The sequence below is a fragment of the Micromonospora sp. CPCC 205739 genome (assembly GCF_036906795.1).
Taxonomy (GTDB): Bacteria; Actinomycetota; Actinomycetes; order Mycobacteriales; family Micromonosporaceae; genus Micromonospora.
On sequence record NZ_JBAKHS010000022.1, the window covers coordinates 25069 to 39872 of the forward strand.

17 protein-coding genes are annotated in these 14804 nt (G+C 69.4%); 9 read left to right on the top strand and 8 right to left on the bottom strand.

Annotated features, from left to right (window positions below; all coding sequences use genetic code 11):
• The first annotated feature begins 282 nt into the window (after positions 1 to 282).
• Positions 283 to 1854, top strand: a complete 1572-nt coding sequence (locus V6U88_RS25005) for a TrkH family potassium uptake protein (protein WP_334456644.1) — start codon at positions 283 to 285, stop codon at positions 1852 to 1854.
• Between the two features lie 28 nt (positions 1855 to 1882).
• Complete coding sequence (locus V6U88_RS25010) at positions 1883 to 2515, top strand: potassium channel family protein (protein ID WP_334456645.1); 633 nt, start codon at positions 1883 to 1885, stop codon at positions 2513 to 2515.
• Between the two features lie 54 nt (positions 2516 to 2569).
• Here the strand turns inward: V6U88_RS25010 and V6U88_RS25015 are convergent, their stop codons facing one another.
• Together V6U88_RS25015 and V6U88_RS25020 are read right to left on the bottom strand one after the other, a co-directional pair.
• A complete protein-coding gene (locus V6U88_RS25015) occupies positions 2570 to 3094 on the bottom strand; it encodes a hypothetical protein (protein ID WP_334456646.1) in 525 nt (174 codons plus the stop codon).
• Between the two features lie 111 nt (positions 3095 to 3205).
• Entirely contained in the window at positions 3206 to 3937 is a 732-nt protein-coding gene (locus V6U88_RS25020; protein ID WP_334456647.1) for a hypothetical protein, read from the bottom strand.
• Positions 3938 to 4092: 155 nt separating this feature from the next.
• Between V6U88_RS25020 and V6U88_RS25025 the strand changes: the two genes are divergently transcribed.
• Positions 4093 to 4656 carry an AAA family ATPase gene (locus tag V6U88_RS25025; RefSeq protein ID WP_334456648.1) on the top strand — a complete coding sequence of 188 codons (564 nt, stop codon included), beginning with the start codon at positions 4093 to 4095 and terminating at the stop codon, positions 4654 to 4656.
• Between the two features lie 310 nt (positions 4657 to 4966).
• Here the strand turns inward: V6U88_RS25025 and V6U88_RS25030 are convergent, their stop codons facing one another.
• Entirely contained in the window at positions 4967 to 6391 is a 1425-nt protein-coding gene (locus V6U88_RS25030) for a hypothetical protein (RefSeq protein WP_334456649.1), read from the bottom strand.
• Positions 6392 to 6546: 155 nt separating this feature from the next.
• On the opposite strand from V6U88_RS25030, the gene V6U88_RS25035 reads away from it, so the two are divergent.
• Complete coding sequence (locus V6U88_RS25035; RefSeq protein WP_334456650.1) at positions 6547 to 6699, top strand: hypothetical protein; 153 nt, start codon at positions 6547 to 6549, stop codon at positions 6697 to 6699.
• Positions 6700 to 6716: 17 nt separating this feature from the next.
• Here the strand turns inward: V6U88_RS25035 and V6U88_RS25040 are convergent, their stop codons facing one another.
• Both V6U88_RS25040 and map read right to left on the bottom strand, forming a co-directional pair.
• Positions 6717 to 7754, bottom strand: coding sequence for a DUF2332 domain-containing protein (locus tag V6U88_RS25040; RefSeq protein ID WP_334456651.1), 1038 nt, complete (start codon positions 7752 to 7754; stop codon positions 6717 to 6719).
• A gap of 251 nt (positions 7755 to 8005) precedes the next feature.
• Positions 8006 to 8824: a type I methionyl aminopeptidase gene (gene map / locus V6U88_RS25045; protein ID WP_334456652.1), complete on the bottom strand. Its 819-nt coding sequence runs from the start codon at positions 8822 to 8824 to the stop codon at positions 8006 to 8008.
• A gap of 90 nt (positions 8825 to 8914) precedes the next feature.
• Between map and V6U88_RS25050 the strand changes: the two genes are divergently transcribed.
• The gene (locus V6U88_RS25050) at positions 8915 to 9181 is read left to right on the top strand and encodes a helix-turn-helix domain-containing protein (protein WP_334456653.1); all 267 of its coding nucleotides are present in this window, start codon (positions 8915 to 8917) and stop codon (positions 9179 to 9181) included.
• Positions 9182 to 9412: 231 nt separating this feature from the next.
• Here V6U88_RS25050 and V6U88_RS25055 read toward each other — a convergent pair whose 3' ends face one another.
• Positions 9413 to 9880, bottom strand: coding sequence for an SAM-dependent methyltransferase (locus V6U88_RS25055; RefSeq protein WP_334456654.1), 468 nt, complete (start codon positions 9878 to 9880; stop codon positions 9413 to 9415).
• 30 nt (positions 9881 to 9910) lie between these two features.
• Positions 9911 to 10288, bottom strand: coding sequence for a DUF4267 domain-containing protein (locus V6U88_RS25060; protein WP_334456655.1), 378 nt, complete (start codon positions 10286 to 10288; stop codon positions 9911 to 9913).
• 104 nt (positions 10289 to 10392) lie between these two features.
• Here V6U88_RS25060 and V6U88_RS25065 point away from each other — a divergent pair, with 104 nt between their 5' ends.
• Positions 10393 to 10986, top strand: a complete 594-nt coding sequence (locus V6U88_RS25065; protein ID WP_334456657.1) for a TetR/AcrR family transcriptional regulator — start codon at positions 10393 to 10395, stop codon at positions 10984 to 10986.
• A gap of 431 nt (positions 10987 to 11417) precedes the next feature.
• Entirely contained in the window at positions 11418 to 12008 is a 591-nt protein-coding gene (locus V6U88_RS25070; protein ID WP_334456658.1) for a DinB family protein, read from the top strand.
• A gap of 591 nt (positions 12009 to 12599) precedes the next feature.
• Here V6U88_RS25070 and V6U88_RS25075 read toward each other — a convergent pair.
• Complete coding sequence (locus V6U88_RS25075) at positions 12600 to 13163, bottom strand: PadR family transcriptional regulator (protein ID WP_334456660.1); 564 nt, start codon at positions 13161 to 13163, stop codon at positions 12600 to 12602.
• 78 nt (positions 13164 to 13241) lie between these two features.
• Between V6U88_RS25075 and V6U88_RS25080 the strand changes: the two genes are divergently transcribed.
• Together V6U88_RS25080 and V6U88_RS25085 are read left to right on the top strand one after the other, a co-directional pair.
• Positions 13242 to 13658, top strand: a complete 417-nt coding sequence (locus V6U88_RS25080; protein WP_334456661.1) for a nuclear transport factor 2 family protein — start codon at positions 13242 to 13244, stop codon at positions 13656 to 13658.
• 16 nt (positions 13659 to 13674) lie between these two features.
• Positions 13675 to 14700: an LLM class F420-dependent oxidoreductase gene (locus V6U88_RS25085; protein WP_334456662.1), complete on the top strand. Its 1026-nt coding sequence runs from the start codon at positions 13675 to 13677 to the stop codon at positions 14698 to 14700.
• The last annotated feature ends 104 nt before the right edge of the window (positions 14701 to 14804 follow it).

Genomic DNA, 14804 nt, shown 5'->3' on the forward strand with positions numbered 1-14804 from the left:
TCGACGTGATGACAGTGGGGGTCATGGTCAGCAGTGCGACGCCGGGAATGACCCGCGAGGGGACGAAAGTGGCCAGGGCCAAGGGCGCCCAACGGGGCAGGCACAGCCCAAGCTGAACCGCGGCAGGAGGCCCACTTGGTGGCGTTGCGCGCCCGGCGGCGAGATGGCGGAGCTGTTTTGTGTGGCCCGGGCGACGGTGTACCGGGCGGTCCAGCAGGCGGCGCCCGCGCGATGTGGGAGGCCCGCGGCGGGCGGCACGCCCATAGGGTGAATCATGACGTGGTGGAGTCGACCTGGGTGCAGCTACTGGTGGGGCTGCTTGCGGTCGTTGCGGTCTTCGTCGCGGCAGCGCTGGGCGCGGCGCTGTTGGCCTGGGCACCGATGACCGGCCGCGATCCGGCGAAAGCGCACGGCCGGTGGCGCTCGGTGGCACGTGGCGTGCGCGAAGGTGCTCGACGGCTGACAACCCTCGTAGGGACCGGGGTACGTCGGTTCCGCGTGCCGTCGGCGGTGACCACACGGCTGACCGATACGGTGCGGCATCCGGCTCGGCTGGTGGTGCTGGGCTTTGCGGTGGCGGTGTTGGCCGGGTCCGCCCTGTTGTCGCTGCCGTTCGCCACCGAGAGCGGCCGCAGCGCGCCGCTGGTAACGGCGGTGTTCACCGCGACGTCGGCGGTGTGCGTGACCGGGCTGGTCATCGAGGACACCGGCACCTTCTGGTCCGGGTTCGGCGAGGCGGTGATCCTGGGCCTGATCCAGATCGGCGGATTCGGGATCATGACGCTGGCGTCGCTGCTCGGCCTGTTGGTGGCGCGCCGGCTGCGGATGCGCCTGCAGCTGGGTACCCAGACGGAGACGAAGGCGATCGGGGTCGGTGAGGTCCGCCGGGTCGTGCTGGGTGTCATGCGGGTCAGTCTCATCGTCGAGGCCGTCGTGGCGGCCGCGCTGGCCTGGCGGTTTGCCGAAGGCTACGGCCACAGCACGGGCCGAGCGCTGTACCTGGGGGTGTTCCACGCGATCTCGGCGTTCAACAACGCCGGCTTCGGCCTATATGCCGACAGCCTCATGCAGTTCGTTGACGACCCGCTGATCTGCCTGCCCATCGCCGCCGCGGTGATCATCGGCGGGCTCGGCTTCCCGGTGCTGTTCGAGCTGCGCCGCCAGTTCCGCACGCCGCGCCGCTGGTCGATCCACACCAAGATTACGGTGGGGATGACGGTCGTGCTGCTCGCCGGTGGCTGGTTGGCGATTAGCGTCGCGGAGTGGTCGAACCCCGGCACGCTGGGCGGCTTCGGGATCGGCGGCAAGCTGCTCGCGGGATTCGTCGCCGCGGTGATGCCGCGCACCGCGGGGTTCAACAACCTCAACGTGGCCGAGTTCAACGACGTCACGCTGCTCATCCACGACGTGCTGATGTTCATCGGCGCCGGCAGCGCTGGCACCGCCGGCGGCATCAAGGTCACCACGTTCGCACTGCTCGGCTTCGTCATCCTCGCCGAGATCCGCGGCCAGCCGAGCGTGCACGCCCTCGGTCGTCGGCTACCCGCCGGCGTGCAGCGTCAGGCACTGACCATCGCGCTGCTCAGCGTCGCCGCCGTCGCTGCGTCGACCGCCGCCTTGCTGGCGCTGACCCCGTTTCGGCTCGACCAGGTGCTCTTCGAGGTCACCTCGGCGTTCGCTACCGTCGGGCTGTCCACCGGCATCACCGCGCAGGTGGGCACCGCGGGGCATGTCATCCTGATCATGCTGATGTTCGTCGGCCGGTTGGGTCCGATCACCGCCGCGACCGCGCTGGCGCTGCGCGAGCGCACCCGCCGCTACGAACTACCTGAGGAGCGACCGATCGTTGGCTAGGAAATCCGCGACCAGCAACCGCATCGCCGTGCTCGGCCTGGGCCGCTTCGGCGGTTCCATGGCGATCGAGCTCATACGCCAAGACTGGGAGGTCCTCGGCATCGACGCCGACCCTGCCGTGGTGCAGACCTACACCGACCAGCTCACCCACACAGCCGTCGCCAACACCACCGACGAGGTCGCCCTGCGGCAGCTCGGTGTGCACGAGATGACCCACGCCGTCGTCGGCATCGGCACCGACCTCGAAGCAGGCATCCTCACCACCGCCCTGCTGGCCGACCTCGGCGTAGCGAACATCTGGGCCAAGGCCGTCAACCGGCAACACGCCCGCATCCTCGAGCGCGTCGGCGCCCACCACGTCGTGCTTCCCGAGCACGAGATGGGCGAACGCGTCGCCCACCTGGTCACCGGCAAGATCCTCAACTTCATCGAGTTCGAGGACGACTACGCCATTGCCAAAACTCGCGCCCCCGAGGAGGCCTTCGACAAGACCCTCGCCGACTCGGCGCTACGCTCCAAGCACGACATCACGGTGGTGTCGATCAAGCGGCCGGGTGAAGACTTCACCTACGCCACCGCCGGCACAGTCATCTACGCCGGCGACATCCTTATCGTCGCCGGCAGGACCCGCAACGTCGAAGCGTTCGCCAACCTGAGCTGACACGGTCGGATGTCGGTCTCCGGCGGCGTGCATCACCGTGATTGCCCAGCCGCTTTACCGGGCGAAGGCCGCAGCGCCCGGCTCGGACGGCTGTCCGCTGCCGGCGCTCCTGGCCGTGCCGGGCGTGGGAACGCCTGGGCGGCAACGCTGGCGGGCACTCGGCTTGAGCCTCTGCGACAACGCTCGGCTGAGGTCGCGCACCAGGTCATCGTCAGCGGTCGCCGGCCGCCAGCGCAGGGCCGCACGGTAGACCAACGACCCGGCGGGACGCTGCAGGGCAGACTCTCCCCGGACGAACAGGTCATGGCGCTGCACAGCGCTGCGCAGTCCCCGGTGCAGGGTGGCGGCGAGCAGCGGCAGCTCAGTACCGAGGCGCGCGAGGTCCCCGATGTGCTGGACACGGTCGTGAGCATCAGGGTTCAGCAGAGAGCGGGTCCACCGCAGGGCCTCGCCCAGCTCCGCGGCGGCGTCCCGAGCGAGCCCCGTCGGCGGGGTGGCGCGCAGGTCGGCAGCGGCGATGGCAGCCTGCCGCCAGCCGCCGGTCATCTCCGGATTCCCGTGGGCCATCAGGACGTGCACGGCCAGACCGAGCTGGGTACCGACCTGCAGATGCGCCGGCGATGCCCCCGGCGATCAGGCCAGCGTCGTCGTGGCCACCGCGCGGACCGGCGGGCCGGCTCATGTCATCGTCTAGCGGAAGTCGGTATTGCCGAGCTGCTTCTCCACCTCCGTGGGCTCCAGGTCCACCGGAATGCCTGGCCGCGACCCGACCTTGATCAGGAAGTTGCCGCGGCCGACGGTTTCGCTGCCCTCGGCAGCCGTCCACGACGGCGGCGCCGACCAGGACAGCATCTCGCGCCGCTCGGCCTGCGACAGCGGCCCAACGCGGGCGACGGCGTCGAGTTCCTGCTCGGAGCAGGGGCCGATCATCAGCACCGCGGACCGCTCGGCGAAGCCTCTGGCTTTGGCCCGGTCGTGGGCGGTGGGCAGCGCTTCCAGGTCGGCCAGGGAGTGGGTGATGAAGGCGGTGCCGGTGCCCTTCTGCCTGTTCAGGCGGGTGAGGCCGTCGGCGCGGCCGACCAGGCCGTGGCCGACGCGCAGCGCCCGCCACAACTCGTCGAGCACGGTGAAGAACGTTCTCGGCGGCGCCAGACCGAGGTCGGACATCAGGTGCGCGGCCTCCACCTGGGCGAAGCCATAGCTCCAGGTGGAGAGCAGGGTGGCGGCGGTGCGCAGCTCGTCGGTGTCGTCGATGCTGGAGATGTCGACGCACACCGCCGGGGTGTCGAGGCGGATCGCGGTGGTGGTCTGCCCCTCGAAGGTCCCGCCGAGCGGGCCGTGCAGCAGCGCCAGCAGGGTGCGGTGCAGGCCGGCGGTTTCGTCGCGGAACCGGGGGATGTCCTGCTCTTCCTGTCCTGCCACAGCGTGACCGCGCGGACCTCGGCCGTTCGTGGTTCACGGTGCCCGGCGCGGTTCATCCGTTCGACAGCATGCTCAGCGAGTACATCGACCCGCAGCGCGCCCCCGAACTGCTGACGGTGCGGGAACGGATTCGGTCGTAGCGCTTCTACGACCACATGCGCGCCGACGCGGACGCGCCGGCCCGCCGGGCACAGATCGGTACGCGGACCCTAGTGCTCGGCCATGACGGCGCGGACCTCGCCGCCGCCCTGCAGACGATCCGGGAGATCGGTGACCATGCCGCGCTCGCGGCTGCCGTCGACGCGGCGTTCCCCGGCAGCGAGCTGGAGATCGGTGCCGAGGCGGGGCGCTTCGAGGTGCGGCTGCGACAGCCGGGCCTGCTACGGGCGCTGGGCACCGCCGAGCTGTCCGACGGCACCCTGCGGTACCTGCTGTGGGTCGCGGCGCTGCTCACCCCGCGGCCGCCCGCGCTGCTGGTGCTCAACGAGCCGGAGACGAGCCTGCACCCGGACCTGTTGAGGCCCCTCGCCGGGCTGATCCTCGCCGGTGCGACCCGCACGCAGGTCGTGGTGGTCAGCCACGCCCGTGGGCTGTTGTCCGCTTTGGAGCACGACGCGGAGGAGCTGACGAGGATTGAGCCGATAAAGGAGTTCGGCGAGACCCGGGTGGCCGGCCAGGCGCGCTTGGACCAGCCGGCCTGGCAGTGGCCCAAGCGCTAGCCATCCCCAAAGCAGCCTTCCTACTCGCAGACTCTGCCGTCGTCGTACCGACTCGGGTTCCTGGCCGCGCACATAGGGCCCGCGCCCTGTCCTCTTGCCGGCCGTGCACGTCGGGAATCGCAGGCCACGGCCGCCGGTGCCGGTGTCGCCTCCGACGGCGTCACCCTCGCCGCTGTCTCTGCTGACGCCGTCGGACCGGCTGCACGTTTAACTGATGGCCGATGTGATGGGACCGAGCTCCGCGCGGCGGACGGTGGCCCCCAGCCGCACAACCAGAAACGCCTGCTCAAGACTCCTCTACCGCTACGCGTCACCGCGGTGGCAGGTACAGCGCCAAACCGTGGCTCACCTCCTGCACCGGGACGCGTTGCCAGTTTCGGGCCCAACCGGGTGGGGCGCCGTTTCTGGTCAGGTAGGCGAAGGAAGTCGTGGCGGCGGTGTGCTGCAGCTCTTCGCTGGTGGCGTTGCGGTTGTTCCCCTGGTCCTCGACGGCCCTGCAGCCGGCGTAGTAGGCGACGGGGATGGCCTCGTGTCCCGAGACGACACAGGGTGGCCGCACTCCGTGGGAATGCAGCGTCCGGGCGATGCGGGCCCAGTCGCTGCGGCCGCGCTGCTGCTCGGACACCACGTGTCGAAGGATCACGACCTGGATGGCGACGTGGCCGGCGAGTGCCACCACCACGGCGGCGAAGACCAGCACGCGTCGGTGAGCCGGTGCGGCCCGGAGTAGCACGAGCAGCCCGTATGCGGCGGGCACGAGTGCGAGCGCGTAGCTGGGGAGCAGGAACCGGGGCGCCGAGTAGCCGATCAGGAACAGGTAAGGGAAGGCCATCGACGCGCTCACCGCCAACGCCAGCCACACCGCCGGTGCTGCACCCGTACGGCGCGCAGCCCGCAGGCCGATCACCACCAGCACGGCGACGGCCACCCACCACAGAGCCGCCGGCCACCGCAACGGGCTGTCGCAGGGCCGGCACAGGATGGGCCCGTCGAGCGTACTCATCACCTGCCAGAGGGCGAACCTGGGCGTGGTTCCGCCCTGTACTGCGCTGGCCTGCCGGAGGCGTTCGGCAATCCCTCCGAAACGCGATTCGGCCTCGACGATCCAGGGCACACCGCCGGCGGCGAGGCCCGCGACCGCCGCCGCGGCGAGCGGCCACCGCCGAAACCGCCGTACCGCGAGGCTGGCCGTGAGGAGCGGGAGCCCGAGCCAGAAGGCGTCCGCCGGACGCATCAGGGCGGCCACCGCGAGGGACACGGCCAGCGCGAGGTACACGCCGGGTCCGGCACGGTCGGAGGCAGCCATCAGGTACGACCCGACGGCCGCGACCGCCGCCATCGCCGTGTAGTGGTTGGGCATCGCCGCATTCGCGTAGAAGAGGGCGATCCACAGGCTCGCGTACAACGCTGCCGCCACCGAGGCAACGCCCGAGTGGGGCAGCAGACGGTTCCACACCCAGAACGCGAGACCGAGCGACGCCGCTGCCGTCGTCACGAGAAACAGCCGCAGTGCGACGATGGAATCCAGCCACGAGGCGACCGGCCACACCAGCACGGTCACGCCGTGCGCGCGAGGGGCGCTCATGAACGCGGCCGGGCCGTGTGGCTCGTGCTGGCTGACGTAGACCACCTCGTCCCAGCCGAGACCGAGGGTCACCGGCACCATCACCGCCGTAGCGCTGGCGAACAGGACGCACGAGGCAACCACGGGCAAGGTGCCGGCACGACTGCTCACCACTCCCCCTTCGTCCGCCCGTCATCACTGGCCTAGATCTGTCATCTTGGAGGAGGGCATCCCTGGCTGGACGCCGAATCGACGTCCATTTGTGGCCGGTATCAGGCACGCCGAAGAGGTCTTGGTGACGATGCCCGTCCGGGTCGGCGAAGGTGATGTTGGCCCGAGTACGGCCGGAAATCGGCAGCACCCGCAACCCGGCCCTGATCGCGAGAACATTTTCCCGCTGGGGCCACCTCATCCTGCCCATAGTCCTGGTCGGCTTCGGTCTGACGATCCTGGTCGAAGGCGGCGCGTTCGGACTCTGACCGCGGTAGGCGCCCAGCTAGGAGTCCGCCAGCCACGCCAGCAAGCGGCCCTTCGACCAGCAGCGGCCAATGGCCTCGGCGTGCAGAGCCGACCGATCGGACACCGCCAGGCCGATGATGCTGTGGCCAGAGGCGCGGCGATCACCAAATGTGGGTATCGTCGGCGCGACTCCGACCCCTTCCGCTGACACCCACGCCACCGCCCGTCCGACCGCCGCTTCCTCGAGGCGGTGCAGGAACCGCTGTCGGCTCTCGAGCGGGAAGCGCGACAGCGTCCACGTCGTGGTGACGACAGGTAGGGCGTCCGCGGGCACTCGGGCGAAGGCATCGGGCAGCACCTCGACGGCGTCACCTCGCAGCAGCAGCGGAGGGGCCGTCGCTGCCAACGCCATCTCCGCTTCGAGCCGCGCGAGTCGCTCCGGCTGATCCGGCCACAGGCAGGCGCGTAACCATCGGGCGTCATCCGCGTCGGTCACGTCGACCGGATCGAGGTCGACGCCGACCCGGGCGACGACCTCGGGAATCGCCCGCGCCGGGACGGGGCGGTCCCCCACGAGCGAACACGACAGCTGCACCGCAGATGACGGGTCGCCCAGTGATTGTCCGTCGCTGTACGTGATGCCAACGCGATTCACATTGAGATTGAGCCCGGCCGAACAACCCACGTCGATCAGCCCAACGGCATCCGCGCCCACCCGGCGTGCCGCCTCGGCAATGGCCGGATACAGCACGGCGTAGCGTCCGGTCTCGTCGGTCCGCGTCTTCCGGCGCACAGCGATGGCCACGACCTCGTCGCTCATTCGCAGCAGCGTGTCGATCGCCGCGCCGGCGGCAGCGTCGCCGTCCGCAGCGGCATAGGCCGCGGCAAGCGCCGGGGCGCGACCGGCGAGGGCGAGGTCGTGCAGCGCGGCGAGGATCACCGTGGGGTGCCGCCTGCGCGCCGGCGCCGCCTCGATGGCGCGCAGCGCCTCGTCGGACTCACTCAGGGCGACGGCGACGCGCTCATACAGCGGCGATGTTCCGGCGGCGTCGACCTCACCGAAGCGTCGGTACACCTGAGCGAGTGTGCGGGCCCTACCCCCGGGTACGGCGCTTCCTGCGGTCGGCCCTGGCATCCCGACGATTCTAGGAGGGGAGCAAACGGCCGCGCGACGAGCTGGCTCCACAGCTGGCCGCTGAAGGGGCCGGCCGGACGGCACGCATGCCTGAGCGGTGGGCTGAGGCGTGCGGCTGGGACTTGCTCAGGAAGCTGCGGCAGGCCGCATCCCCGCAACGCCCTGAGTCACGACCCAAGGCGGGCAGTGGGTCAGGAGGCTGTGGCGGGCTCTTTGGTGGCGTCGGCCGAGGTGGCGCCGTGGGTGGGGCGGCGGGTCAGGACCTGGGGGCCGGAAGCCGTGATGGCGACTGTGTGTTCGGAGTGGGCGGTGCGGGAGCCGTCGGCGGAGCGGATCGTCCAGCCGTCGTTGTCGAACTTGATTTTGTCGGTGGAGCGGCAGAACCAGGGCTCGATGGCGATGGTGAGGCCGGGTTCGAGTTTCAAGCCGCGGCGGGCGCGGCCGTTGTTGGCCACGTGCGGGGCCTCGTGCATCGTGCGGCCGATGCCGTGGCCGCCGAACTCGGCGTTGACGCGGTAGCCGTAGGAGTGGGCGACCTCGCCGATCGCGGCGGAGATGTCGCCGAGGCGGCCGCCGGGCTGGGCGGCGGTGATGGCGGCCTCCAGTGCGACCTCGGTGGCCTCGATCAGCTTCAGGTCGGCCGGGTCGGGGGTGCCGACGATGACGGAGAGCGCCGAGTCGGCGACCCAGCCGTCGATGCAGACTGCCATGTCGATGCTGAGCAGGTCGCCGTCGCGCAGAACATAGTCGTGCGGCAGACCGTGCAGCACCGCGTCGTTGACCGACAGGCACAGCACGTTGCGGAACGGGCCGCGGCCGAACGAAGGGGCGTAGTCCCAGTAGCAGGATTCGGCGCCGCGTTCGGTGATCCTGCGGCGGGCGTGGTGTTCGAGGTCCAGCAGGTTGACGCCGACCGCGGCGACACCGCTCAGCTCGGCGAGCAGCTCGCCGACGAACTGGCCGGTCACCGCCATCCGGCCGATCTCCTCGGCGGACTTGAGCTCGATCACGAGGCCTCCCTCTCCGGATGCGGTATTTTTATACCGGGTATTTTTATACCACGCCGGGTCGGGGAGGCTCCGGCGGGATATCCTGCACGCATGGTTCGCCAACCACTCACCGCCGAACAGATCGCAGCGGGCCAGCGCCTCGGAGCCGCCCTCCGGGCCGCGCGGGCCGGCCGCAGCCTCGTCGAGGTGGCCCTGGCAGCCGGCATCTCCCCCGAGACCCTGCGCAAGATCGAGGCGGGCCGCCTTCCTGCACCGGCGTTCGGCACCGTGGTCGGCCTCAGCCAGGCTCTCGACGTCCCCCTCAGCGACCTGGCCGACGTCTGGCTGGCCGACCTGCCCATCCGCCAGGCGTCCTAGAGACCAGCCGCCCAAGTACTGCAGTAGGCGGCGGCTTGATGCCTGCGTCGGAAGAGGGACCAGGCGATGGCGTCGGCGGCCCGGCGTGCCGGGTCGATGATCAGGCGTGGAAGAGCCACTCGACCGGCTCCGGATTCCCTTCGGAAAGCCGTTGACTCTGGTTGGGCACCACCGCCATCTCAACGAAAGCTCCTACCCAGCACAGCGTTGAGCTTCGCCCCAAACCCGCGCTTACGGCTGAAAGTACTCCGACATCAGGCGGCTGACCCATTCCGGCTGCTTGACGTTCACCGGGAGGAACTCCGCCATCGTCGGCTTCAGGTCGATGACGGGGGTGCCCGAGACCGCGTCGAGGCCCACCACCGTCAATTCGCGGCCGTGGACGGATTCGATGGCGCAGCACGTTACTCCGATGCGGTTTGGCCTGCGGGGGCCGCGGCCGGCGAATACGCCAACGGGCGGGAGGTCGGAGCGGCCGCGGTAGGGACGCGGTTCGCGGTAATCGCCGTGTTCCGGGAACTGATCGAAGATGAAGAGGACTTCCACGTGGGAGAAGCCGTCCAGGCCCTGGAGGCACGCCTCGCCGAAGCGCTCGTCGATGGTGATGGTGCTGCGGACGGCACCCCAGTTGTCGGTGTGCTGGACATCCGTCCTGTCATTCCGGACCGTACCTATCGGGGTGATCTCGAAGCTGCGCATGAGTAGAGGCTCCTTCCGGGGTGCAAACGGTTATGCGACGAGCAGGAGCACGCTGATCACCAGCATCACCACGGCGGTGGCCCCGTGGATGCCGTAAACGGCCACCTTGGGCCCGTTGCTACGCCACACGATCAGTGCGTCGCCGAAGGGGATGCCGGCGGCGGCCAGCATGAACCAGCCCAGCAGGTGGGGTGTCGCTCCAGCCAGCAGGATGAAGATGAAGATCCCCGAGGCTATGTCGCGCACGGCCTTGACGGACAGCCAGGCCTGGAAGTTGCAGTCCTCGGTCGGCGTGCCGGGGATGCCGAAGCCGGCGGCGCTCTGTGGCGCCCAGATCTCACGGGCGCCGACGAAGATGATGCCCGCGCCGATCAGTCCGGCGAGCACGTTGGCGACGTTGATGAGCACGGGTTGTCCCCCTTGATAACAGCGGCGCCCTTCTAGCGGCGCTAGGTTCGGTAGCGACGATAGTTTGCCCCCGACAGGATGTCTAGCATTGCTAGGATGCCGTCATGTCCGCCATCAGCGAACGCCGCGAACGTGAACGCGCCCACCGTCATCAGATGATCATCACGGCCGCGCGCGAACTCGCGGAGACCGAAGGCTGGGAGGCGGTGACGACACGACGGCTGGCTGAACGGGTCGAGTACAGCCAGCCGGTGCTGTACAGCCATTTCGACGGCAAGGACGCCATCGTCAGCGCCGTCGCCCTGGACGGATTCAGCGAACTCGCCGCCCACCTGCGCCGCGCACGGCAGGCCGCCGCCGAGCCCGGACAGGCCCTGCGCGCCGTCTGCCGCGCCTACCTGGAGTTCGCGACCGAGCGACCTGCCCTGTACCAGGCCATGTTCATCCTGCCCACCGACCTGAAGTTCGCGAGCGCCGAGACACCACCCCCGCTGCGGGCTTCTTTCGACGAGTTCGTCAGCTGCTTCCGCCCAGACAACAAGCGACGCGAACTATTCGCCGAAGTCCTCTGGAGCGCGTTGCACGGCATCGCCGTCCTGTCGGAAAGCGGCCGCATCCCCCCGGACGGACAGGAGGACCGACTCGACTTCCTTGTCACCCAGATCGCCGACGCCCCGATGAAGCCGATCACGCCATAAAAGCATCGGCTGCCCACGCTGGTCGTGTGGCTCTCAGGCCTGCGCAGTCCCGGACGTCGCCCCAAGGGCGGGGAGAGGCTCAAGAGGGGTTGCTCTGCTCGAAGTAGCGTTGCCCTCCCGGCTCGACGAACCAGGTGGATCGAGCATCGGGAGGACCTGTTGAGTGTCACGTCGGATCGCGTGGCGCGTCTGGCCACGGTAGCGGCCCAGGAAGGCGGACACCGCGGCGCGCAAAACGAGCTGGGCGGCAGGTACGACACCGGAAGCGGGAGCAGGAAAGACAGCCATACATCACCGTGCGTCCTTCAGCGGCGATCAACGCCAGCACGCCCCGAGCGGCAGAGGAGGATGCCGACCGCTCCAGCCGGGCGCTGATCTTGCAGACGACACCCCCCGCACGATGGCTCGGCGCATAAGGAAGACTGGCGGGCATGGCTGACTTGGGCGATGCGAAGGCTGCGCTGCACCACTACCTCCAGGCGACTCGCGAAGACCTGATCTGGAAGCTCGACGGGCTGAGCGAACGCGAAGCCAGACTCCCCCGCACCGCGACCGGCAACAATCTGCTGGGAGTCCTCAAGCATTGCCTCAATGTCGAAGCCGGCTACTTCGGGCCCACATTCGGGCGCGAATTCCCGACGCCTGAGGAACTGGTCCCCATGCAGGCGTTCGAGGAGGACCCGCAGGCAGACTGGTACGCGCGCGAGGACGAGACGAAGGATGGACTGATCGACCTGTATCGCCGTGTCGGGGTGTTCGCGGACCAGACGGTCGAACAGCTACCGCTCGACGCGCCGGGACAGGTGCCGTGGTGGCGGCCAGGTGGACAGGACGTGACCCTGCAAAGGATCATCGTCCACGTGACCTGCGACCTCGCCCGTCACGCCGGTCACGCCGACATCATGCGCGAGCAGCACGACACGGCTATCGGCCTGCGGCGGGACAGCACCAACATCCCCGACGACTACGACTGGCCGGCGTACGTCACCAAGCTGACGAAGCTGGCTGACCGCGTCGGATAGCCGCGCGGTCCCGTCGGTACAGTCGGTCGGTTCAGCATCCGCTCTTCCGCACGAGCGCGCACCTGATCAAGCGGTGTGACGACCAGAACGGCACCGCGCGGGCTTAGAGCCGAACCCACTCTCCGAGTCGTTCGGCTCGAGCACCATCGACGAAGGCGGCGATCGTCGCCGTTGCCATGGTCACGCTGGAGACGAAGTCACCCGAGAATGTGCATTCGTCGCCGAGCACCGGGACTTCGACGGTTTTCGTCGCGGGCAGCCCGCCATCCCCACGAAGAAGGCGGCAGTCGTCTGGGGACTCAAACAGGTGCATGACTGCGTAGTCCCCTCTGAACGAGAACGTTCAACAGGGGATGGTCCGCTTCGAGGCGGCATACCTCCGTGTATCCCTCCCCGGCGCTCAGCAGGTGCTGGAGCCGGGACATGAAGCCGTCGACGTCAGACCGGGTTTCCGTGGAGGCCCGGTCGCCACTTCCAGGATCGGCCGCGATCCATGCCATGTCCATGTGTGTCTCCAGCAGGCGAGTCAACGCGTCGCGCGCAGCATCGCACACGAGCGCACAGGGACGCCGTCTAGCATCGATAGCGGGGTCAGCTCGGCAGCGGCGCCCGGGCGCGCAGCAGCGCCGCGACCTGCTCGCACCACTCGCGGTTCTCCTGCTCGAACCGGCGGCCGCGCAGACATGTCAGGTACGGCCCGATGCGGTCGCCCTCGCGCAGGAACGTCTCCTCGTCCAGTTCGCCACGCAGCCGCTGTAGCATCCGATCGAAGATTTCCACCTTCGCTGCCGCCGTGACCGCACGCTCCTCGAGCTGAGCGATGACCGGGGCCGGGTCCAGCCGGTCGACGGCCTGGACCATGACGAGCAGATCCTCCCGGATGGACGACGGCTTCGACGGCGTCGCAGCGAACGCGGCCAGCTCCGCGAGGCCGGCGTCGGTGACCGTGAACAGTCGCTTGTTGGGCCGGTCCCGCTGGATGACCTGCCGGCCGGCGATCAGCCCCTCGCGCTCCAGCTTGGCCAGCTCGGCGTAGAGCTGCTGCGGCACCGCGTACCAGAAGTTCGACAGCGACACATCGAAGGCCTTGGCCAGCTGGTATCCGCTGTACTCGCCGTCGAGCAGTGCCGCCAGCACTGCGTGGCGCAACGCCATCGGGCCACACCTCCCACTTCCCTCGCTGCATAGTCAGTGATATGACTATTCCTATCGTTGACTATAGGGGAGGCCGCCGTGACGACCGTCGAGCGGTTCCGTGCCGCCGTCGAGGCCCGGGACCTGGACACGTTCGACGGGCTGTTCAGCCCGGACGTTCGCTTCTTCAGTCCGGTGAAGTTCACGCCGTTCGAGGGGGCGCAGGCCGTCCACGGGCTCCTCCGCGTGCTCCTCCGCACGTTCGAGGATTTCCGCTACGTCGGGCAGCTGGCCGGCGAGGCCGAGGTCGGCACGGCAGGCCGGCCGGTCGAGTCGCACATCCTCATCTTCCGCGCGACCGTACGCGGCAAGCAGATCCACGGCCTCGACCTGCTCCAGCTCGGCGACGACGGTCTGATCGAGGAGTTCACGGTCATGGTCCGCCCCCTGTCCGCCGTCAACACCTTGAGCGAGGCGGTAGTCACCGGTCTCGCCGCCGACGGCATCGCCCCGTGACACGGAAGGTCCCGCAATGAAACTCGGATACACCACCGGCTACTGGTCCTCCGGCCCGCCCACCGGCGTCACGGAGGCCATCGCGGAGGCCGACCGCCTCGGCTTCGACTCGGTCTGGGCCGCCGAGGCGTACGGGTCGGACTGCCTGACCCCGCTCGCCTGGTGGGGCGCCAGCACCTCCCGCGTGCGGCTGGGCACCAACATCATGCAGATCTCGGCCCGCACGCCGACCGCCGCCGCGATGGCGGCGCTCACCCTCGACCACCTGTCCGGCGGTCGGTTCATCCTCGGGCTCGGCGCCTCCGGCCCGCAGGTCGTGGAGGGATGGTACGGCCAGCCGTACCCCCGGCCGCTGGCCCGCACCCGGGAGTACATCGAAATCATCCGCGCCGTCCTCGCCCGCAGCGGCCCGGTCCAGTACGACGGCGAGTTCTACCAGCTGCCGCATCGCGGCGGCACCGGCCTGGGCAAGCCGCTGAAGTCCACCGTCCACCCGCTGCGCACCGACATCCCCATCTTCCTCGCCGCCGAAGGGCCGAAGAACGTGGCGCTGGCCGCCGAGATCGCCGACGGCTGGCTGCCGTTGTTCTTCTCCCCCAAGGCGGACGGCTTCTACCGCGCCGCGCTGGCCGAGGGCTTCGCCCGACCGGGCGCCCGCCGCGGCCCGGACGAGTTCGAGATCACCGCGACAGTGCCGATCGTCGTCGACGACGACGTGGAGCGGGCGGCCGACCGGATCCGGCCGTTCGTCGCGCTGTACGTCGGCGGCATGGGTGCCAAGTCGGCCAACTTCCACCGGGACGTCATCGCCCGCCTCGGATATGAGCGGGAGTGCGACCTCATCACCGAGGCGTACCTGGCGGGCAACAAGCAGGAGGCCATCGCCGCCGTGCCGACCGCACTGGTGGAGGACATCGCGCTGATCGGGCCAGCCGCAAAGATCAAGGACGAGCTGCAGCGGTGGCGTGAGAGCGTGATCACCACCCTGCTGGTTTCGGCCGGCCCACGGCAGCTGCGTCAGATCGCCGAGCTGGTCGACTGACGACACGCGTCGACCTTGGAAGGCACCTCCCCTACGCGGGACCTCCCTTGCCGGGAACCAATCTTCCGAGGTCATCTTCTCTCTCCATCGCCGGGGCCCGCGCC

Bases quoted from the DNA above. Each gene is read 5' to 3' on its own strand.
- V6U88_RS25025 (WP_334456648.1), top strand. From the start codon at position 4,093: ATGCGCGCCGACGCGGACGCGCCGGCCCGCCGGGCACAGATCGGTACG.
- V6U88_RS25035 (WP_334456650.1), top strand. From the start codon at position 6,547: ATGTTGGCCCGAGTACGGCCGGAAATCGGCAGCACCCGCAACCCGGCC.
- V6U88_RS25050 (WP_334456653.1), top strand. From the start codon at position 8,915: ATGGTTCGCCAACCACTCACCGCCGAACAGATCGCAGCGGGCCAGCGC.
- V6U88_RS25055 (WP_334456654.1), bottom strand. From the start codon at position 9,880: ATGCGCAGCTTCGAGATCACCCCGATAGGTACGGTCCGGAATGACAGG.
- V6U88_RS25065 (WP_334456657.1), top strand. From the start codon at position 10,393: ATGTCCGCCATCAGCGAACGCCGCGAACGTGAACGCGCCCACCGTCAT.
- V6U88_RS25070 (WP_334456658.1), top strand. From the start codon at position 11,418: ATGGCTGACTTGGGCGATGCGAAGGCTGCGCTGCACCACTACCTCCAG.
- V6U88_RS25075 (WP_334456660.1), bottom strand. From the start codon at position 13,163: ATGGCGTTGCGCCACGCAGTGCTGGCGGCACTGCTCGACGGCGAGTAC.
- V6U88_RS25085 (WP_334456662.1), top strand. From the start codon at position 13,675: ATGAAACTCGGATACACCACCGGCTACTGGTCCTCCGGCCCGCCCACC.